We start from the raw sequence: 20,490 nt of genomic DNA on the forward strand, positions 1-20,490 counted from the left end.
ACGGTATGAACGAGGTCCCTATACTTAGTGTAATTGCTGTTGCTAAAGAAAATGTAATCCATTTTTTATTCTTCATAGAAGAATCCCCCTAATAATAAATATATGTGCTTTAATAATGTAATTTATTTTTCTGTAAAAATAAAGACGGAAAACATAAAAAATATTAAAAGATTGTAAAAATACCGTTAATTTTGTTGAGAAATATTTATATAGATATAAAAACACCCCTTCCAAGTAATAAGGAAGGGGTGCTTTGCTTAACTAATTTTTGAGTTAGGTGTTTCATCAATCTTATGAAACCCTTTCATGTAATATACGATTGCTAAGCCGATAAGCCAAATTGGGCCGACAATCAATGCAATTCGTGTATCTTCTGAATACGCCATTATACCTAGTACTAATACAAGGAAAACGAGTGAGAAATATGAGCTTAATGGGTATAAAGGCATTTTATATGATAACTTTTGTTTATTTTGAGTAGGTAAGCTTTTACGGAATTTAATTTGAGCAACTAATATAATTCCCCAAGTCCAAATTGCGCCGAAAGTTGAAATGCTAGTAAGCCATGTAAATACCTTTGCAGGTACGAGATAGTTTAATATAACACCAATGAGTAAAACGATAGCAGTTGCTACAATTCCTTGGCTTGGAATGCCGTTTTTATTTAAACGACCAAATCTTTCAGGAGCTTTTTTCTGCTGAGCTAATGTAAATAGCATACGGCCTGTACTAAATAAACCACCGTTACAAGAAGAAAGAGCTGCTGTTAATACGACAAAATTAATAATACCTGCTGCTTTTGCGATACCAATTTGCTGGAATGTTAATACGAATGGGCTTCCTTTCTCACCAAGTTCGTTCCATGGATAAATTGCCATCATAACGAATAGAGCTCCTACGTAGAACAGTAATATTCTCCAAAACACGTTATCAATTGCTTTTGCGAGTGTTTTCTTCGGATTTTGAGCTTCACCAGCTGTAACACCGATTAATTCAACGCCTAAATAAGCGAATAGTACCATCTGCATGGAGAGTAGTAACCCAGAAAAACCATTTGGGAACCAGCCACCATGTGACCAAAGGTTTGAAATACCAGTAGCGATACCACCGTTTCCGAATCCGAATAAAATAATACCAGCTCCGACTACTATCATACAGATAATTGTGACAATTTTAATGAGAGCAAACCAAAACTCAAGTTCTCCAAATACTTTTACCGATAAGAAGTTAAAAGCGCTCATTAACAATAGAGCAAGTAATGCCCAAGTCCAGCGCGGGATATCTGGGAACCAGTACTGCATGTAAATACCAGCTGCTGTAATTTCAGCCATACAAGTAACAACCCATAAGAACCAGTAATTCCAACCAGTAATATAACCAGCGAGTGGGCTGATATAATCATATGCATATTTACTAAAAGAACCGGCAACAGGTTGTTCAATTGCCATTTCCCCGAGAGCTCGCATAATGAAAAAAATAACGAGTCCGGCAATCATATAGCCTAGTAAAATAGAAGGACCGGCTAGTTTAATAGCGGAAGCGGATCCTAAAAATAGCCCAACACCAATAGCTGAGCCAAGTGACATTAAAGTAATATGTCGTTCTTTTAAACCACGATTTAAAGTTCCAGATTTGTTTGTGTGCTGCATAAGAAGAATCCCCCTTGTAGAGTGAACGATATTTGAATGCGTTTGCTAAATATTTAACTATTTCAAATTATAAAACATTTCTATCTGTTATGCTACAAAAATAATCATAATGAACTGTACTACATCTGTACTTGTCAGACTTAAACTTAAAATTCGAACTATTAGGGAATATATTGACTCTTCTTTTTATTGATTGTTAAGATTAAGTATTATATTTTCTCACATACTAGTAAGAAAAGAATGTGTGATAATAATTCAGGTGTAGGAAGGGTACATAAGCATGTTTCAATTACAAAAATATAACACTTCTGTGAAGCAAGAGTTTTTAGCTGGCATCACAACTTTTTTTACATTTGCGTATATTCTTGTCATCAATCCAAAAATATTATCTGATGCAGGTGTACCATTTGACCAAGCGTTTACAGCAACAATTATTGCCACCGTTGTTGGAACAGTAGGTATGGCAATTTTCGCGAATTACCCGATTGTTATTGCTCCAGCTATGGGAATGAATGCATATTTTGCTTATTCTGTTGTACAGAAGGCAGAAGGGATTACATATGTAGTTGCCTTTTCAGCTGTATTTGTAACGGGGATTATTTTTCTTTTATTATCTTTTACTTCGTTTAGGCAAAAGTTAATTTTAGCAATTCCTGATAGTTTAAAGCATGCAATTGCAGGTGGAATTGGACTATTTATTGCTTTTATTGGATTGCGCCTTTCTGGAATTATCGTAGATCATCCGTCTAATTTAGTTACGATTGGTGATTTTCATTCTCCAGCTGTTATTTTAACTTTAATTGGTTTAATATTAGCGGCGGTATTAATGGCATTACGTGTGAGTGGTGCATTATTTATTAGTATGATTGTGACAGGAATTATCGCCTTCTTTACAGGGCAATTGAAGTTTGCTGATAAAATTGTGGCGATGCCTCATTTGCCAGAGGGTATTATCGTTTCAAACCCAACCAATGCATTTTCAGATGTAATTGAATACGGATTATATGGTGTTGTATTTTCATTTTTACTTGTACTTTTATTCGATACAACAGGTGCATTACTTGGTTTAATTAAACAAGCAGGTTTAATTACAGACAATACAGAGAAGCGTTTTGGTAAAGCGTTTATTGCAGATGCAATTGGAGGGACTACAGGTTCTATCTTTGGAACAAGCCCAACAGCAGCGACGATTGAATCGTCAGCAGGTATTGCTGCAGGTGGGAAAACTGGATTAACAGGGATTGTAGTTGTTGGTCTAACAATTATAACGGCATTTTTCAGTCCTGTTATTGCTTCTTTATCAAGTGTGGCCGCTATTACAGCTCCTTCATTAATTATAGTAGGTAGTTTAATGGCACAAAGCATTCGAGATATTAATTGGAATGAATTTGAAGATGCGTTACCAGCATTTTTGATTTTTATAGGTATTCCGTTAACATCTAGTATTGCAAATGGAATCGCAATTGGATTTTTAGTATATCCAGTTTTGAAAATTGTGAAGGGTAAAGGAAAGGAAGTACATCCATTACTATACTTATTTACAATTTTATTTGGATGTCATTTATTCTTATAATATAGATATAGGAGAGGGAGCTTCTTATGAGAGGCTCCTTTTTTGTGTATAATAAAGTGAGACTATAGGCAGTAGGGAGGATCCCCACTGTGTATTAGCCCGCACTAATTGGAATAAGGTGAAAACTTAATTGGTTTTGTAAAATATAAATTACTTAAAGGAATATATATGTTACAATAAAGGTGGAGGAGGAACATGAATGGCTGTAAGTAAAATAAAAGTCGCGCGTGTTCAGTTAGATTTAACACAGCAACAATTAGCAGAAAAAGTAGGCGTTACAAGGCAAACGATTAGTTTAATTGAGAAGGGGAAATACAATCCATCTTTAGATTTATGTTTGAAAATTTGTTATGCAGTAGATAAAACGTTGAATGAGTTGTTTTGGGAGGAAAAGGAGTGATAGGATGAAAATCGTGAAAGATGAACGTTTAATGATTGAAGGGTTAAAACATATTAGATTGGCTTTCATCTTACAAAATATCGTCATACTAGCTATCATCTTTTACCGCTATGTCTTGCAAGAGGCAGGATATGAAAGTGTTTCGGATTTATTAATGATATTTATTGGCGGGATCGTAGTTATTAACTTCTTAAATTTAAAACATTCTGTAGAGGTATATGAGCACACAGGCGGAGTGTCACGTAGCTATTTCATGAAATTATTATTAATTCCAGTAGGTATTATTATTGGGATATTAGCTGTTTGTATCATTGTAACACCAGATATCTCGATAAAAGAAATAAGTATAACAGCACTTATTATGTTTGCTTGTTTTTTAGTTCCTAGTTTATTTATCTACATATATATGAAAAAGATAAAAAGTGAAGATTGAAATATAAGAAAAGCTTTCCCGTATTGAGGAAAGCTTTTCTTATATCTTTTTATACAAAACTTTATGAAGGCCAATCGGTTCAATTTCAAAGATTTCACCATGCTCCTGAAAGTCTAATCGCTTGTAATAGTCAGTTACAGTAATACGGCCATTACACCATAGAATGTTTGCTTTCCGTTCTTTTAAAATTTGTTCTGCCTTCTGAATTAAGGAGCTTCCAGCTCTTTTGTTCCGAAAGTTAGGTAATGTTGCCATTCCTCGTAGTCTATAATGGATACCATTTTGCAAATCAGGATATATTTCTTTTGAGAAGGAAGCGATGCTAATTAACTCATCGTTTATAAAGGCACCTAAGTGGAATGTGTCTTTTTCGTAGTCAGAAGAGTATTTACAGTCTGCTAGGGACTGATTGGGACGCAACACCGCTTGGCGTAATAAGTGTGTCTCGGATGCATCAATATACTGCACAGTAATCATATTATCATCCTTTCTTATAAACCTTTTTCTATAAGTTGTATAAAGAAGTATGCAGGTGCAGCGAGAAGGCCGAGTATACTAGCGGTTCCTAGAAGGAGTGAAAGAAAAAGGCATGAGTATTTAACTCCATTTGATTTTTTCCAACCATAGCTGCAAATTTCAATGCTAACACCGATGAGAATAATGGCGACGAGTACTTCTGCTAATAATAAGAGAGCTAAAGTTACAATAGACATAATGTAATCCATCCTCATAATATGTGATAGTAACATTTTACCATATAAAAATTAAAAAATGCCCCTCAATTATGTGGGGGGCATTTTTTTACTCTAATATGTTTTTTAGTGTATCGATATGCTCTTTCGAACCTGTTACAAGTAATGTATCACCGTGTTGTAGTCTTGTATCACCATGTGGTATTAATGCTTTATTACCGCGGTAGATTTGAATGACAAGTACATCACCTAAAAACGGGAGGCGGCGAAGCGCAATGCCGTTATATTTATTGCTGCGCAGTTCAACTTCGCGTACTGTTTCGTTTGCTGTTGTAATTAAGCGAACGAGACTAGGTTTATCAATAAGTGCACGTAATAAAATACGTGTAGAGTTAATTGTTGAGAATACAGCGATATGTTCTTGCGTTGCTTTTTCTTGTAGAAGTGGATCTTCTACACTTGCAATAACATGTTCAACACCTAGCTCTTTTGCATGTTCTGCCAATAATAAGTTTTGTTCATCATCGCTTGTTGCAACAACGACGCGATCTGCATCAAATGCTGTTTGTTCAGTTAATGATGCAATTGTGATGTCATCTAATTTCACGATAGGAAAGTCATGTGATTTCGCTTCTTCATCATTTATTTTGTTTTGACGCATCATATATAGCGTTACGTCATAATCTTCTCGTTTTAAATCTAGTGATAACGGAAGGGTAATTCTGCTCGCGCCAATAATAGCTACTTTTGGTTTTGGTGTTTCTACTTTTGGGAACATTTTTTTAAATAATATAGGTGCAAAAATACAAGTAATAACTGCGCTTAAAATAAGAGAGGCAGATAAACTTGGACTGATAATCCCCAGTTTTTCACCAATTTGTGCAGCCGCAATAACTAAAGAAAGTGTCGATGTTAATAAAATTGCACTTCCAAGTACGATATTACGTGGATACCATTTTCGTAAGACGAGTGATGGTAAGAGTTTTGAAATAAAGAGTCCTACAATTAAGATTGGGATCATTAGCATGCTAGAAGGTTCTTTGAAAATAGACCATACCTCTAGATTTACACCAACCATTACGAAGAAAATAGGGATGAAGAAACCATAGCCGATGGAATCAAGTTTTTCAACCATATCTTCATTTGGTGATAATAACGATACAAGTACGCCTGCTAAGAAGGCACCTAAAATATTTTCTGCTCCAACAGATTCCGATAAACCAACTAAGATTAAAATGAGTGCAAAAACAGCCCGTGTATCAATTTGTACACTACCAGCTTTTAAACTATCTAAGTATGGAATGTTTTTAAAGCGTTTTGCAATAAAGTAAATGACAATACCGGCACCGAATAGAAGAAGTAAGAGCCACATACTTTGGCCGCTTTCGGAATTTAATCCGACGAAAACAGCGAGTAAAATCATTGTAACTAAGTCTGCAATAACAGCAACTAATAAAATGATTTGTCCGATTGCAGTTTTTCCTAGGTTGTTCTCTTTTAATGTTGGTACAACAACACCTAAAGAAATAGTTGAAATAATTAAAGTCATGAACATTGCATTATCTACGAATCCTAGCCATACGAATAGTAATGATAGGGCATAAGATAAGATGAAAATAAATAAGAAGATAATGCTTGCTGCTTGAAATGTATTTGGCTCGTTTGTCGTATTTTTTTTCCCTTTTTGTTTAAAGATAGAAAAATCAATTTCTAAACCGCTTAAGAACATGAGGAAGATAAATCCTAATGTTGATAAAACTTGAAGCCATATATCTGGCTCAATAATATTAAACCCACTTTTACCTACAAAGATTCCTGCAATAATTTCTGCAACGACAACAGGAAGTGCTTTTAATTTAAAGCGTTGTAACAAAAGGGGAACGAAAAACGCGATTGCAACGATAACCATAAGTGATAGAACAGAAGTATGATGTTCCATTGCGTTCTCTCCCTTCAAATAAATATAGTACCTATTTAGCCATATAATAGGTAGAAAAGCAACGCATATGGATTCGATTTCATAAAGAAAGACTTTTCTTAACATTTGTCATAATAAGTATATTTTTCATGATTCTGTTGTTAATTCCGTAATGTGGATGTAATAGGGGAGGGGATAAAAAAAGACTGCTGAGGAATCTCAGCAGTCTTTTTCATGTACATTACATTGAGAAGAAGATCCATACAGTTAAACCAACTGTTGCAGTTGCAACGAAGAAACTGTATATCATTGTAAGAATTTGAACTCTTCCTTCTCCTTCTTTTAAATGCATGAACATAATTAATTGTAACAATGCTTGCGCAACAGCCATGATGATAATAGTTGTTAAGACTGTTGAAAGTGGCAATGTTGTGTAAAGTGCCACGTATAACGCTAGAAACGTTAATGCAAGCGATAAAATAAATCCGAAAACGTGTGACCAAGGGAATCCGCTATGCGCATGCCCATTTGCTTGATTGTTGTTTTGAGCCATTTACGCCACCATCCCGTTCAAGTAAACTAGTGTGTAAATGAAGACCCAAACAAGGTCAAGGAAATGCCAGTATAAGCTGATAATGAATACTTTACGAGCTGTAACTGGTGTTAGACCTCGTTTTAAAATTTGGATAATAACACAAATTGCCCAAATGATACCGCCTGTTACGTGGGCTCCATGCGTTCCAAGAAGAACGAAGAATGCAGATAGGAAAGCACTTGTTTGAATTGTTGCGCCTTCACCAATATACATAATGAACTCTTCAATCTCGAAGAATAGGAAACCTGCACCTAAAAGTAATGTAAGGACGAACCATCCAAGCATCGCTTTTTGGTTGTGCTTACGCATTTCGTGAATTACGATACCACATGTGAAACTACTTGTTAAAAGTAGTAATGTTTGAATTAAAAGCGTTTTAAGTTCAAACAGTTGCGCTGGAGTTGGGCCATCTGCCGTACGACCAGCAAGGACTAGATAAGAGGCGAAAAGTGTTGCGAACAGCATAATTTCAGCCCCAAGAAAAATCCAGAATCCTAGGATATTCAATCTGCTTTGTTCGGATTGATATTCCAAAGGTAAGCTTTTATCTAAAGCCGCCATGTCATTTCACCTCTCATGCTATATGTTCTGTTTCTTTAATTTCATCAACACTTACGTAGTAACCATCGTCATAATCGAATGAACGATAGATTAAGCAAGCTAAAATACCAATACCACCGATTGCTGCAAGCCAGAACCAGCTAAATACTAATGCGAAACCTGCAAGACCGAAGAATAAAGACGCAATAATAGGCACACCAGAGTTACTTGGCATGTGAATTGGTTTGATATCTTCTGCTGCTGGTGTAACTGTTTCTCCGCGTTTTTTCATGTACCAGAAAGCATCAGCTTCTTTAATTTCAGGAAGCTTTGCGAAGTTGTAATGTTGTACAGGAGATTGAGTTGCCCATTCAAGTGTACGACCATCCCATGGATCTCCAGTTGTGTCACGTTCACCGTGACGTGCACTCCAAATTACGTTGTAGCAAAGAAGTAGGAAGCCAATACCCATCATTACCGCACCAACAGATGCGATTTGGTTTAGCCATCCCCATCCAAGACTTTCAGAGTAAGTGTACATACGACGAGTCATACCGTCTAAACCTAAGAAGTACATTGGGAAGAAACAGATGTTAAATCCGCTCATAAAGATCCAGAATGTCCATTTACCTAGGCGTTCATTTAACATATGACCAGTCATTTTTGGATACCAGAATGTGAATCCAGCAAGCATAGCGAATACTGTACCTGCGATTAATACGTAGTGGAAGTGAGCAATTAGGAAGTAGCTGTTATGGTATTGATAATCAGCTGCTGCCATTCCAAGCATAACCCCTGTAACCCCACCGACTACGAAGTTTGGAATAAATGCCAATGACCAAAGCATTGGAACTGTAAAACGAATCCGTCCTTTATACAGTGTAAACAACCAGTTAAAGATCTTAACCCCGGTTGGAATCGAAATCGCCATTGTCGAAATCGAGAAGAATGAGTTAACCGCTGGACCTGCACCCATCGTGAAGAAGTGGTGAAGCCATACGACGAAACTTAGTAAAGAAATTGCAACCATTGAGTATACCATCGCACTGTAACCGAATAGACGCTTACGTGAGAATGTACTAATGATTTCAGAGAAAATACCGAATGCCGGTAAAATAACGATATATACTTCAGGGTGACCCCATACCCAGAACAGGTTGGCCCATAACATCGGCATACCGCCGCTCGCCATCGTAAAGAAGTGAGCATCGAATAGACGGTCAAATGTCATTAATGCAAGCGCAACTGTTAATACTGGGAAAGCGAAAATAATGATAATTGTTGTAATTAAGATTGACCAAGTAAACATTGGCATTCTCATTAAAGTCATACCAGGTGTACGCATTTTTAAGATAGTAACAAGGAAGTTAATACCGGTCATTAGCGTACCGAGACCTGAAATCTGTAATGCAATTGCGTAGTAGTTATTTCCTACGCCTGAAGTAAACTCTGTACCTGCCATTGGGAAGTAAGAAGTCCACCCAGCGTCTGGAGAACCACCGATTACGAAAGCGATGTTGAATAACATTGCTCCGACAAAGAATAACCAGAAACTTAAAGCATTTAAGAACGGATATGCAACGTCACGAGCACCAATTTGTAATGGTACTACAAGGTTCATTAATCCCATAACGAATGGCATTGCCATGAAAAGAATCATTACTGTACCATGCGTTGTAAAGATTCCGTTATAGTGTTCAGCGTTTAAATAAGTTGTTTCTGGGAATGTTAACTGTGCACGGATCATTAAACCATCCATACCACCACGGAATAACATGATAACCGCAGAAATAATATACATGGCTCCGATTTTTTTATGGTCAACAGTTGTCAACCATTCGTCCCAAAGCCATTTCCATTTTTTATACTTTGTTAGTACGAAAATGATTGCTAATGTCACAAGAACGATAGAAGCGTCTGCACCGTAAATAATCGGGTCACCTGTGACAAAGAATTCATCAAGCTTCACTGTGTTCACTCCAATCTGTTGGAATAATAGCTATTATTTTTTGTTTTTGTAGTAGTTGTAATCACAATATTCAAGTGATTTTGGATCTACATAACTTAAGTGGTGACTAGAGAACGTCATGCGTCCAACTACACCAGGTTTAATAATTTCGTTGTACTTCTCTTCGGTTAACTTATCAGCCTTTTCTTGTACTTCTTTAACCCACTTGTCATATTTCTCTTTAGTTTTTGCTTCAACTTCGAACTCCATGTGTGTGAATCCTTCACCAGAGAAGTTCGCACTACGGCCTAGGTAAGAACCTGGCTTATCAGCTTGTAAATAAAGATCCATAATCATGCCATCCATTGTGTACTTCATACCACCAAGTTCTGGTACCCAGAAAGCATTCATTGGGCCGACAGAAGTCAGTTTGAATTGAATTGGTACACCAGCTGGGATATTTAAATAGTTAACGGTTTCAATTTTTTCCTCTGGGTAACTGAATAACCATTTCCAGTTTGCAGATGTAACATAAATTTCAACTGGTTTAATATGTTTGGACTCTTTCGGAACCTCTTCCGAAGCATAAGTTGCTTTTACTGTTGGAATCGATAATGCGATAACGATAATAACAGGAACAAGCGTCCAAATAATTTCTAGTAATGTGTTACCGTGTTGTTCAGGTGGCTCATAGTCCATATTCTCTGGTTTTTCACGATAACGAATCAAGATGACTGTAAACAGAATGAATACAATTGCGATAATTAATGACATAAGCAAGAATGACCAAACAATTAAATCATACTGTGCTTTTGCAACAGGTCCTTGCGGATTTAATACTGCGAGTTTTTTATCACAGCCACCGAGGAACAGAAGTAATGATAACGGAAGAAGCGAAGCCAACTTCCAAAACGCTTTCTTTAGTTGCACGATTGAAAATCTCCTTTCTCCTTGGATTGAAACTATGCCAATAAAACAATATAAACCTATTAATTTATAGAAGGCAATAGTTTTTGATATATTGTTAAAAAATAGACACAAATGCACACTTTTTAAGGTGAATATCATTTGTAACTTGATTACATTGTAAACTATTTTCCAGAGAAAAACGTGATTGTGAAAATTTTAAGATAAATAAAGTTATACCAGGATATCCAAGAAATAGAAAAAAGCTATCTTATCATAAGAAAGATAGCTGAATATTTTGTATATTTAGTTTATTTTTGTGTGATAGTTCGTGGCTGTTCAAGTGTGACAATTTTTTTATATTTAACTTGGTATAAAATGTAACAAATAATCATAAATGGAATGCCACAATAAAGAGCAATTCTTTGATCTGGAATGAAAGCCAAACTAACAAATGTAATGAAATTGAGTAAGAACGCCACGATTGGAACTAGCGGATAGAGCGGTGTACGATATTTTAAATCATTTATGTCGCCACCATTTTTCACGAAATTTCTACGGAAGAAAAACTGTGAAGCGGCAATTGACATCCAAACGACAACGGCAGCCATTGCTGCAATAGATGTTAAAACTAGAAAGACAGTATCTGCCGCAAATACACTTGTTAATAAGGAAAGGCTAGCAAAAATCAGACTGAAAATTAATGCATTTAGCGGTACACCTTTTTTAGTTAATTTCGTAAATGCTGGGCTTGCCATTCCTTGTTTTGCCATCGCCCACAGCATACGAGAATTTGCGTATAGACCAGAGTTAGCAACGGATAATACAGCTGTAATAATAACAAAGTTCATAATGTCTGCTGCATATGGGACACCGGCTACATCAAAAACAAGTACAAACGGACTTTCGACTAGATTAGCCTCTTGCCATGGGAGTAAACCTACAACAACTGATATCGCTAAGACGAAGAAGAAGAGAGTTCGCCAAATTGTATTTTTGATCGCTTTTGGAATTGTTTTTTCAGGATTTTCACTTTCTCCTGAAGCGATTCCGATTAATTCTGTTCCTTGGAAGGAGTAATTTACTGTAATCATCGTAAGAAGAACAGCTAATGCACCGTTTGGAAATAGCCCGCCATTTTCAGTGAAATTATGAAGCATCGGAGCTGGCTTTCCATTAAAGTCTAGTAAACCGAACATAACAGCGCCACCAAGTACGATGAAAATAACGATTGTTGCAACTTTTACACTTGCGAACCAAAACTCTGCTTCTGCATATGCTTTTGCTGATAAAGCGTTTACGAGGAAGAGCGCTGCTGCAAATGTAACGCACCAAATCCATGAAGAAACGTCTGGAAACCAGCGTTTCATTAAAATACTTACAGTTGTTAACTCTACGCCAACTGTAACAGCCCAATTTAACCAATACATCCAACCGACAACAAATCCAAAACCAGGTGAAATGAATTTGCTTGCATAGCTTTGGAATGAACCTGCTTCTGGCATAGCAACAGATAATTCACCAAGACATAACATCGTTAAATACATAACAAATCCACCGACTAAAAATGCAAGAATAGCGCCACCAGGTCCGGCATTATGGACGATTTGACCAGATCCCATAAATAGCCCGGTTCCGATAACACCACCGAGTGCAATCATAAATAGGTGTCTACTTTTCATTGTTCGTTTTAAATTTGTTTGTTCAATTTGTTGATTCATATGCCCCTCACCCCGTATTTTCTTGAATGTGTGAACTTCATTTTATTCTGAGTTTTTAATCATTAGTGGGGGATGCAACACACACTCGGTTTATTTGCTATGAAATGAATGGAGTATGTAAAAAATGAACTATGACTAAATACTCTAAGAATGTTTGTTAACATGGTGATATCTTCACCATGTTAACAATTTTGATTTTAGCAAAATATTCTGGAAATGTATATTTATTTTTCTTTTTATTAAAAATAATTAGAATTTTTATAATTAATTCTATGAGCGATAATTCACATGATCTTTCTAGCAAACTAGTAAGAAGAAGGGTACAATGATAAGAGTTGTGTCTGTAAAATAATAATTAATGGAGTTTTGTTTATAATGAAAAAGTTAAAATATCTTTTTGTTTTTGGTATTATACTTGCTGCTGCATTTTTTATAGGGAAAGATAAAATCATGCAAAAGGCGCAAGTTTTACGCTTAGAGTTTCTATCTGAAATGAAAGAAGCAGCTATGATTGAAGATGTTCCGTTTATTAAACAATTACCAGAATTACCTCGAGGATGTGAAGTGACAAGTTTAGCTATGTTGCTGCAATATAAAGGTGTACAAGTAGATAAGATGCAACTTGCTAGCGAAATTTATCGTGTTCCATTTGAACAAAATGGTTTGCGTGGAAATCCTTACGAGGGGTTTGTAGGAAATATTTATACAAAGGCAAAGCCTGGATATGGTGTATACAATAAACCAATCTTTGATTTAGCAGAAAAATATGTTCCTGAAAAAGTAATTAATTTAACAGGTAGAGACATGCAAGATATATATAAAGTAATTAGTTCTGGCTCCCCGGTATGGGTCATTATTAATACGACGTTTAAGCCGCTAGCTGAAAGTAGTTTTGAAACATGGAATACGAGTTCAGGCGAAGTGAAAATTACATATTATGAGCATAGTGCAGTAGTAATTGGATATGATCAAAACTTTGTATATGTAAATGATCCTCTGAAAAATAATCCACGTTTGGCTGTTCCACGAGCAGAATTTGAGAAAGCTTGGGAGCAAATGGGAAAACAAGCGATTACTATTTTATAATAAAGAAAAAGTCATCTTTTGGATGGCTTTTTCTTTTTGGTTTATCATAATTGAAAATTCAGAAGATTCTTTTAAAAGTTAACAATTCGCGTTATAATAACATTTAACTTGGTGAAGAAGGAGTGAAGGGGTATGGATGTTGCAAAGGAACTTGTTTTGTCAAAAAATCAGTTAGTTGAGTGGAGAAGGCATTTTCATAAGTATCCAGAGTTATCTTTTCAAGAAGAAAAAACATCGCAGTTTGTGTTCGATATACTTCGGAAATGCCCATATTTAGAAGTGTCACGGCCGACTAAATATAGTGTGATGGCAAAGTTAGTAGGTAAACAGCCGGGCAAAACAGTTGCGGTTCGAGCCGATATGGATGCTCTTCCTATTCATGAAGAAAATGAGTTTGATTTTATTTCTACATATAAAGGTGTGATGCATGCGTGTGGTCATGATGGACATATAGCGATATTACTTGGGGTTGTATATAAGTTAGTAGAAGCAAGAGAGAAGATTAAAGGGGAGATTCGTTTTCTATTCCAACATGCTGAAGAAAATTTTCCTGGTGGTGCAGAGGAGATGATTGCGGCAGGTGTAATGGAAGGTGTGGATTATATTATTGGTGCTCACCTTTGGGCGTCGTTAGAGGTTGGGAAAATAGGCGTTATTTATGGTCCTGCAATGGCTGCACCGGATGTTTTTAAAATTAGGATAGAGGGAAAAGGTGGACATGCTGGAATCCCTCATGAAACGGTGGATAGTATAGCAATCGGTACACAAGTCGTTTCGCAACTTCAGCAAATTGTATCTCGCCTCACGAATCCATTAGATTCTCTCGTAATATCCGTTACTCAATTTCATGCGGGGACAACTCATAATGTAATACCAGAGCAAGCGGAGATTGAAGGGACAGTGCGAAGTTTAAGACATGAGTTACGAGGTGAAACAGAGAAGAAGATTGAGCGGATTGTGAAGCATATTACGGAATCTTACGGAGCGAAATATACGTTTTCTTATGAATATGGATATCGACCAGTTGTAAATAATTATGAAGTTACAGAGCTTATTGAACAAACGGCATTACAACTTTATGGAAGAGATAGAGTTGTTCGTTTGCAGCCGACGATGGCTGGAGAAGATTTTTCGGCGTTTTTACAAAAGGTACCAGGGACATTCTTTTTTATCGGAGCGGGAAATAAAGAGAAAGGTATTATATATCCTCATCATCATCCTCGTTTTACAATTGATGAAGATGCATTACCGATTGGAGTGGAAGTCTTTGTATCAGCCATTATGAATTTTATAAGTAAAGGAGAATGAGATGAAGAAAATACACATCCTAGCGCTTATTCCAGTTCTTTGTTTAGTAGTTGGGCCAATATTTGCGAATTCAGTTACTCCTTACGTATTAGGGATGCCATTTTTATTATTTTGGGTATTATTATCAGTGTTTATTACATCTCTTTGTATGGGGCTTGTGTACGTGTTTGATCCCGCTAATAAGGAGGATGTAAAATGACTGCATTACTTATCATTATTTTATTTTTGTTTCTCGCACTATTTTTAGGGATTCGGGCACAACATGGAAAAGATATGAATTTAGAGCAATGGTCAGTTGGGGGAAGAGGATTTGGCACTATTTTTGTTTTTCTCCTGATGGCAGGTGAGATTTATACGACGTTTACATTTTTAGGGGGAAGCGGCTGGGCGTATAGTAAAGGAGCACCTACCTTTTATATTTTGGGATATGGTGCTTTAGCTTATCTTTTATCGTATTTTTTATTACCACCAATTTGGAAGTATGCGAAAGAGCATAACCTTGTTTCGCAGTCGGATTTTTTTGCGAAGAAATATAGAAGTAAAGCGCTTGGACTTATTGTTTCAGTTGTTGGTGTTGTTTCCATCATCCCATATCTTGTTTTACAGTTAAAGGGACTGGGGATTATCGTTTCAGAAGCTTCTTACGGAAGGGTGTCACCTGTTGTTGCAGTATGGATTGGTGCTATTGTTATAATTATATATGTAATAGTTTCAGGTATACACGGTTCGGCTTGGACGGCTGCTTTGAAGGATATTATGATACTGTTTATCGTTATGTTTTTAGGTATATATTTACCGTATCATTATTATGGAGGATTTCAGCCTATGTTTGAGGCTGTAGAAGCAGCAAAGCCGGGATTTTTATCTTTACCTGAAGAAGGAATGAGTATTTCTTGGTTTGTTTCTACTATTATATTAACGGCCCTAGGTTTTTATATGTGGCCTCATACATTTGCTTCTGCTTTTTCTGCAAAAAATGAAAAAGTATTTCGTAAAAATGCAGCAATTATGCCATTGTATTCTTTAGTGTTACTTTTCGTATTTTTTGCAGGGTTTGCTGCTATATTGCAAGTTCCTGGGTTAAAGGGAGCGGATGTGGATCTTTCGTTATTCCGTCTTGCTTTACAAACTTTTGATCCTTGGTTTATTGGAATTATTGGTAGTGCGGGAGTATTAACGGCGTTAGTTCCAGGCTCTATGCTTGTTATGGCGGCTTCTACACTGTTAGCGAAAAATATTTATCGAACGATGGTTCCATCTGCTTCAGATAGACAAGTTGCTAAAGCTGCAAAGTTATTTGTACCTGTAGTAACGCTCGTAGCAGTTTTATTTACATTTAAAGGAGGAGAAACAATAGGAGCCCTTCTATTAATGGGGTACAGTATTGTTACACAACTTTTCCCTGCACTTGTATGTAGCTTGTTTCCACGTCAGGTTATTACAAAGCAAGGAGCGATTGCAGGAATGGGAATGGGGTTATTAGTTGTTGCATATATCACTTTATCGGGCTCTAATATAGCTACGATGTTTCCGAGTTTTCCGCAGTCTATAAAAGATTTAAATGTAGGTATAGTCGCATTGTTAATTAATATGATTGTGATGTTTGTAGTTAGTGGATTTACAAAAAGTGTATCTATAAAGAAAAAAAGCATAATAGTAGAAAAGTAATTCGTTTATTAGAGCTATCTTTGAAAAGAGATAGCTCTTTTTTGTATATATTTTCTTCTATTAGCGGAATCTAACTAAAAACTTGTTGAAAAGGAAGTTAGGTGGGGAAATTGTTAGAGCTTGAAGGTAACTTATTTGAAGTTATGAAAGAAATTAGGGATGAGTTAGGTTCACCTAATGATTTAACAATTAGAGAAGTTGCTCTTGCTGGGAGTTTTACACGTTGTGCGGTTGTGTTTTTATGTGGATTAACAGACAAGGATAATGTTTATAAATATGTCGTTCGTACGCTGCAATACGAAGAAATTCCAAGTGAGGAAGCCGTTGTTCAAACGTTATTGGATCGTTTTATTTCTATCGCAGAAGTGGGTGTAAAGACGAAGTTTCCAGACATTATGAATGCGATTTTAGCGGGAGATACGGTTATATTAATTGATAATATTCAAACGGCTATCGTGATTAATAGTAGAGCTTGGGAAAAAAGAAGTTTAGAACCACCAGTAACTGAAGATTTAATACGTGGACCGAGGATCGGATTAAATGAAGATATTAATGTGAATAAAATGTTAATCCGACGTAGTTTACGTGATCCAAAGTTGAGGTTCCAATCTTATATTATGGGGAAGCGATCGCAGAAAGAAGTAACCCTAGTATATATAGAAGATATTATTAATCCTCACATTGTAAAAGAGTTGGATCGCCGTCTTCAATCAATAGTGACAGATGTCGTTTTGGAAACAGGTACGATTGAACAATTAATTCAGGATAATAATTTATCCCCATTTCCACAGTTTTTGAATACAGAGAGGCCTGATAATATTATAGCCTCATTAGCGAAAGGAAAGGCAGCCATTTTGGTAGACGGATCCCCATTTGCTCTTATTGCGCCACTCGTATTTGTTGATATTTTTCAATCTGTAGAAGATCATTACGAGCGCTGGGTGATTGGAACGTTATTACGATTTTTACGTATGGGTTCAGGTATAATTGCGGTTTTGTTACCAGCTATGTATGTAGCACTTGTATCTTACCATCAAGGACTTATTCCTTCTAAACTGGCTTATTCAATTGCAGGTGCTAGGGAAGGTGTTCCGTTTCCAGCGTATATTGAAACGTTAATGATGGCCTTGACTATGGAATTAATACGAGAAGCTGGAATCCGATTGCCGAAACCGATGGGACAAACGATAGGGATTGTAGGAGGTCTTGTAATTGGAGAAGCTGCGGTAAATGCAGGGATTGTAAATCCATTTTTAGTTATTATTATTGCAGTTACTGCGATTGCTACATTTTCGCTTCCTGTATATAGCATTACAATTACGTTCCGAATTTTACTTTTCGTCTTTGTATTAGCTGCAACGGCTTTTGGTTTGTATGGGATTATTCTAGCTCTGATCGCACTTGCTATTCATATTACAAATTTAACAAGCGTTGGTATACCGTATACAACTCCAATTGCTCCTGCATTTTATAAAGATTGGAAAGAAGAATTTATTCGCATGCCAAAATCGATGTTGAAAGATAGACCAGAGTACTTACAAACAAAAGATTCTACAATACGTCCAAAGGAGCGAAAATAATTGAAACCATTTGAGTATGGCGATGAAGAGATTGGATCTCGGGAAATTGGGTTTGCGGTATCATCGACCATTATTGGTATAGGAGCATTGTCTATGCCAAGAGATATCGCTAACCAAACTTTATTTTCGGACGGTTGGATTATTTTGCTTTTGGGTGGATTGATCTGTACAGTTTTAGGTTGGTTTGTGACGAGGGTGGCGATCTTATTTCCGAAACAAAATTTTGTTCAATATACGAGTGCGCATTTGACGAAGCCTGTTGCATACACAATTAGTAGTATTTTAGTATTAACGTTTGCTGCTTTGACAGCATATGAATCGCGAATGATTTCAATTATTTCTCAAACGTATTTATTTAGTGATACACCGATACAACTACTGTCTTTCTTCTTCTTGCTAGTTGTTATTTATGGAATAGCAGGATCAAGAGCAGCCTTATTAAGGTTAAATGTTTTATTCTTACCTATTGTTTTAATTGCGATAGTACTTCTTTCTTTATTGAATATAAATTTAATGGAAATAAATAATTTACTACCAGCTTTTCAAACGAAAGTAAGTCAATATGCTGTTGGAGTTAAAAATTCTATTTTTACGTTTATTGGATTCGAAGTAGCTTTATTTTATGCGGTGTTGCTGAATGATAAGTCAGCGAAAAAAGCGCCAATGGCAGTCGCGAAAGCGGTGATGGTAAACGTGTTGTCATACATTTTAATTTATGTAACTTGTATTAGTGTTTTTACGTATATGACCACACGTGGATTGACATATCCAACAATTGAATTAGGGAAAGAAATTGAAATTGGCGGAGGGTTTTTAGAAAGGTTCGATGCGATTTTTTTTACGACTTGGATTATTACTATTTATAACACTACAGCAATGTATTATGACGTCGCATCTTTATTGTTTTGTGCTATGTTTCCGAAAGTGAAGAAACATATTTTTATTTTCGTAAGTGCCCCTATTATTTTTATGGCGAATATGATACCTAGTAGTTTGAATGCTTTATCAAGTTATGGGACTTATTTAGCTTGGATAGATATGGGGTTTGTTGTGTTAGCGCCTTTGCTCGTTTTAATTGTATATAAAATAAAAAGAAGGAATGGTGGAAATGAAACACCTTCTTAAAATTATAATGGTTATGACTTTAACTGGATTTATGAGTGGGTGTTCTGAGTTAGAAGAGATAGAAGAAAGAGGATTTGTAGTAGGAGCGGCTTATGATATCGTGAAGGAGAAGAAAGCGAATCCAATTATGAAAGGGACGTATCAAATGGTACTTCCTAGTAAGTTAGCGCAGCAAGGTGGACAAGGTGATGGAGATGGCGAAAATTATATTAATGTTAGTGCGAAAGCAGATAGTGTGTTTGAACAAATAAGAATAATCGCTAAAAAAATTAGTCGTACATTATTTTTCCCTCATATACAAGTGATTATTTTCTCTGAAGAATTACTTTCACATCCATACATTTTACAAAATACGTTAGATGTATATATTCGCGATCATGAAATGAGAAGAAATATTCGTTTGTTTGTTTCAAAGAAAAATGCAGAATCTATTTTAAAACAGAGTGCAAAACCTGAAAATTTACCGGCGCAGTATATTGATATGTTAGCTGAACACCCTCCGAAAAATGCCCAAATGATTGAGGCTGCAAGAATTGGTGAGGTACAGGAAAAGATGATCTCTAACCGGAGTTTTGTATTACCTATTCTTGAACTAACAAAACAAGGGGTACAAATGGACGGTGCAGCATTGTTTCGTGGAAAGGATAATAAGTGTGTAGGCAACTTGAGTGGGGAAGAAACATTAGGGATGAATTATATAATAGGTAAAAAAATTGGAGGTTTTTTTACCATTCGTAAAAAGGATCAACTTATTACATATGAAATTCATAAGTTGCGTCGAAAAATTAAAGTATCTACAACGAATGCTACAAAACCAAAGTTTAATATTCATTTATCTCTGGAAGGTACAATAGCTGAGTTGCATTTTAGTGATCATAAAAAGGTTTTGAATGAAAAGCGTTTAGAGAAGGATATATCGGAAGAAATGGAGAAGCGTATTCAAAAATCAATTAAACTTGTTCAAAAAAAATATAAGGTAGATGTATTAGAGTTAGGGGAAGTGTATAAGCGACATAATTATAAAGAGTGGAAAAAGGTAAGTAAGAATTGGGATCAAGGCGAAAATTACTTTAGTAAAGCTGAAATTACTGTTCATGTTCACCCGACGATTGAGCATTCAGGCTCGGCTTTACCTAAAAGAGTGAAATAAGGTGATGTAAGTTGTTTACGGGTTTAGGGATTAGTTGCACGATATTAATGGCAGTTCTTCCAGGAGCTATATATTTTATTCATAAAAAACTCACAACGTATGGAGCACAGCCGTGGAATACTGATGTACAAAAAAAGAAACCTGAATGATTTTCAGGTTTCTTTCGTGCAAAGCAAACGTGAAGGGGGATACCTTCTA

Annotated in this window: 20 protein-coding genes; 11 read left to right on the plus strand and 9 right to left on the minus strand. The window is 36.0% G+C overall.

Features of this window, described 5'->3' with window-relative positions:
- Positions 1–257: 257 nt before the first annotated feature.
- A complete protein-coding gene (locus MR167_RS19590; protein WP_001164901.1) occupies positions 258–1,649 on the minus strand; it encodes an amino acid permease in 1,392 nt (463 codons plus the stop codon).
- 280 nt (positions 1,650–1,929) lie between these two features.
- Here MR167_RS19590 and MR167_RS19595 point away from each other — a divergent pair, with 280 nt between their 5' ends.
- The 3 genes from MR167_RS19595 (at position 1,930) to MR167_RS19605 (ending at position 4,055) form a co-directional block, all read left to right on the plus strand.
- Entirely contained in the window at positions 1,930–3,222 is a 1,293-nt protein-coding gene (locus tag MR167_RS19595) for an NCS2 family permease (RefSeq protein ID WP_000487187.1), read from the plus strand.
- 199 nt (positions 3,223–3,421) lie between these two features.
- Entirely contained in the window at positions 3,422–3,622 is a 201-nt protein-coding gene (locus tag MR167_RS19600) for a helix-turn-helix transcriptional regulator (RefSeq protein ID WP_000301184.1), read from the plus strand.
- Positions 3,623–3,626: 4 nt separating this feature from the next.
- Positions 3,627–4,055, plus strand: coding sequence for a hypothetical protein (locus MR167_RS19605; RefSeq protein WP_000706625.1), 429 nt, complete (start codon positions 3,627–3,629; stop codon positions 4,053–4,055).
- Between the two features lie 39 nt (positions 4,056–4,094).
- Here MR167_RS19605 and MR167_RS19610 read toward each other — a convergent pair whose 3' ends face one another.
- From MR167_RS19610 to MR167_RS19645, 8 genes are all read right to left on the minus strand, one after another.
- Positions 4,095–4,532 (minus strand): GNAT family N-acetyltransferase, encoded by a 438-nt coding sequence (locus MR167_RS19610; protein WP_000633847.1) that lies wholly within the window; start codon positions 4,530–4,532, stop codon positions 4,095–4,097.
- A gap of 14 nt (positions 4,533–4,546) precedes the next feature.
- Positions 4,547–4,804 (minus strand): DUF4022 family protein, encoded by a 258-nt coding sequence (locus MR167_RS19615; protein WP_003260542.1) that lies wholly within the window; start codon positions 4,802–4,804, stop codon positions 4,547–4,549.
- 52 nt (positions 4,805–4,856) lie between these two features.
- Positions 4,857–6,686 (minus strand): monovalent cation:proton antiporter family protein, encoded by a 1,830-nt coding sequence (locus tag MR167_RS19620; protein WP_000399955.1) that lies wholly within the window; start codon positions 6,684–6,686, stop codon positions 4,857–4,859.
- A 220-nt stretch (positions 6,687–6,906) separates the two neighbouring features.
- Complete coding sequence (gene qoxD, locus MR167_RS19625; protein ID WP_000068425.1) at positions 6,907–7,218, minus strand: cytochrome aa3 quinol oxidase subunit IV; 312 nt, start codon at positions 7,216–7,218, stop codon at positions 6,907–6,909.
- Positions 7,219–7,821 carry a cytochrome aa3 quinol oxidase subunit III gene (gene qoxC / locus MR167_RS19630; protein WP_000729316.1) on the minus strand — a complete coding sequence of 201 codons (603 nt, stop codon included), beginning with the start codon at positions 7,819–7,821 and terminating at the stop codon, positions 7,219–7,221.
- Between the two features lie 13 nt (positions 7,822–7,834).
- Positions 7,835–9,769 (minus strand): cytochrome aa3 quinol oxidase subunit I, encoded by a 1,935-nt coding sequence (qoxB, locus tag MR167_RS19635; protein ID WP_000762373.1) that lies wholly within the window; start codon positions 9,767–9,769, stop codon positions 7,835–7,837.
- A gap of 33 nt (positions 9,770–9,802) precedes the next feature.
- Positions 9,803–10,678, minus strand: coding sequence for a cytochrome aa3 quinol oxidase subunit II (locus MR167_RS19640; RefSeq protein WP_001176164.1), 876 nt, complete (start codon positions 10,676–10,678; stop codon positions 9,803–9,805).
- 287 nt (positions 10,679–10,965) lie between these two features.
- Positions 10,966–12,375: an amino acid permease gene (locus tag MR167_RS19645; RefSeq protein WP_242315285.1), complete on the minus strand. Its 1,410-nt coding sequence runs from the start codon at positions 12,373–12,375 to the stop codon at positions 10,966–10,968.
- 375 nt (positions 12,376–12,750) lie between these two features.
- On the opposite strand from MR167_RS19645, the gene MR167_RS19650 reads away from it, so the two are divergent.
- From MR167_RS19650 to MR167_RS19685, 8 genes are all read left to right on the plus strand, one after another.
- On the plus strand, positions 12,751–13,461 hold the full coding sequence (locus tag MR167_RS19650; RefSeq protein WP_000734492.1) for a C39 family peptidase: 711 nt from the start codon (positions 12,751–12,753) through the stop codon (positions 13,459–13,461).
- A 132-nt stretch (positions 13,462–13,593) separates the two neighbouring features.
- Positions 13,594–14,769 carry an amidohydrolase gene (locus tag MR167_RS19655; protein ID WP_000382123.1) on the plus strand — a complete coding sequence of 392 codons (1,176 nt, stop codon included), beginning with the start codon at positions 13,594–13,596 and terminating at the stop codon, positions 14,767–14,769.
- A 1-nt stretch (position 14,770) separates the two neighbouring features.
- A complete protein-coding gene (locus MR167_RS19660; RefSeq protein ID WP_000719836.1) occupies positions 14,771–14,968 on the plus strand; it encodes a DUF3311 domain-containing protein in 198 nt (65 codons plus the stop codon).
- A complete protein-coding gene (locus MR167_RS19665) occupies positions 14,965–16,437 on the plus strand; it encodes a sodium:solute symporter family protein (protein WP_242315286.1) in 1,473 nt (490 codons plus the stop codon). The genes MR167_RS19660 and MR167_RS19665 overlap by 4 nt, the downstream gene beginning before the upstream one ends.
- Before the next feature lie 101 nt (positions 16,438–16,538).
- Positions 16,539–18,017, plus strand: coding sequence for a spore germination protein GerLA (gene gerLA / locus MR167_RS19670; RefSeq protein ID WP_003309092.1), 1,479 nt, complete (start codon positions 16,539–16,541; stop codon positions 18,015–18,017).
- Complete coding sequence (gene gerLB / locus MR167_RS19675) at positions 18,018–19,142, plus strand: spore germination protein GerLB (RefSeq protein WP_000802019.1); 1,125 nt, start codon at positions 18,018–18,020, stop codon at positions 19,140–19,142.
- Entirely contained in the window at positions 19,126–20,292 is a 1,167-nt protein-coding gene (gerLC, locus tag MR167_RS19680; protein ID WP_000681639.1) for a spore germination protein GerLC, read from the plus strand. Before gerLB ends, gerLC begins: the two co-directional genes overlap by 17 nt.
- 11 nt (positions 20,293–20,303) lie before the next feature.
- A complete protein-coding gene (locus tag MR167_RS19685; protein WP_000493991.1) occupies positions 20,304–20,441 on the plus strand; it encodes a hypothetical protein in 138 nt (45 codons plus the stop codon).
- Positions 20,442–20,490: the final 49 nt, after the last annotated feature.

The sequence above is a fragment of the Bacillus cereus group sp. BfR-BA-01355 genome, assembly GCF_022663675.1.
Classification (GTDB): domain Bacteria; phylum Bacillota; class Bacilli; order Bacillales; family Bacillaceae_G; genus Bacillus_A; species Bacillus_A thuringiensis_S.

What these genes read in the sequence shown, in the direction of transcription:
- MR167_RS19590 (WP_001164901.1), bottom strand. Translation starts at nt 1,649, where the DNA reads ATGCAGCACACAAACAAATCTGGAACTTTAAATCGTGGTTTAAAAGAA.
- MR167_RS19595 (WP_000487187.1), top strand. Translation starts at nt 1,930, where the DNA reads ATGTTTCAATTACAAAAATATAACACTTCTGTGAAGCAAGAGTTTTTA.
- MR167_RS19600 (WP_000301184.1), top strand. Translation starts at nt 3,422, where the DNA reads ATGGCTGTAAGTAAAATAAAAGTCGCGCGTGTTCAGTTAGATTTAACA.
- MR167_RS19605 (WP_000706625.1), top strand. Translation starts at nt 3,627, where the DNA reads ATGAAAATCGTGAAAGATGAACGTTTAATGATTGAAGGGTTAAAACAT.
- MR167_RS19610 (WP_000633847.1), bottom strand. Translation starts at nt 4,532, where the DNA reads ATGATTACTGTGCAGTATATTGATGCATCCGAGACACACTTATTACGC.
- MR167_RS19615 (WP_003260542.1), bottom strand. Translation starts at nt 4,804, where the DNA reads ATGTTACTATCACATATTATGAGGATGGATTACATTATGTCTATTGTA.
- MR167_RS19620 (WP_000399955.1), bottom strand. Translation starts at nt 6,686, where the DNA reads ATGGAACATCATACTTCTGTTCTATCACTTATGGTTATCGTTGCAATC.
- qoxD (WP_000068425.1), bottom strand. Translation starts at nt 7,218, where the DNA reads ATGGCTCAAAACAACAATCAAGCAAATGGGCATGCGCATAGCGGATTC.
- qoxC (WP_000729316.1), bottom strand. Translation starts at nt 7,821, where the DNA reads ATGGCGGCTTTAGATAAAAGCTTACCTTTGGAATATCAATCCGAACAA.
- MR167_RS19645 (WP_242315285.1), bottom strand. Translation starts at nt 12,375, where the DNA reads ATGAATCAACAAATTGAACAAACAAATTTAAAACGAACAATGAAAAGT.
- MR167_RS19650 (WP_000734492.1), top strand. Translation starts at nt 12,751, where the DNA reads ATGAAAAAGTTAAAATATCTTTTTGTTTTTGGTATTATACTTGCTGCT.
- MR167_RS19655 (WP_000382123.1), top strand. Translation starts at nt 13,594, where the DNA reads ATGGATGTTGCAAAGGAACTTGTTTTGTCAAAAAATCAGTTAGTTGAG.
- MR167_RS19660 (WP_000719836.1), top strand. Translation starts at nt 14,771, where the DNA reads ATGAAGAAAATACACATCCTAGCGCTTATTCCAGTTCTTTGTTTAGTA.
- MR167_RS19665 (WP_242315286.1), top strand. Translation starts at nt 14,965, where the DNA reads ATGACTGCATTACTTATCATTATTTTATTTTTGTTTCTCGCACTATTT.
- gerLC (WP_000681639.1), top strand. Translation starts at nt 19,126, where the DNA reads ATGAAACACCTTCTTAAAATTATAATGGTTATGACTTTAACTGGATTT.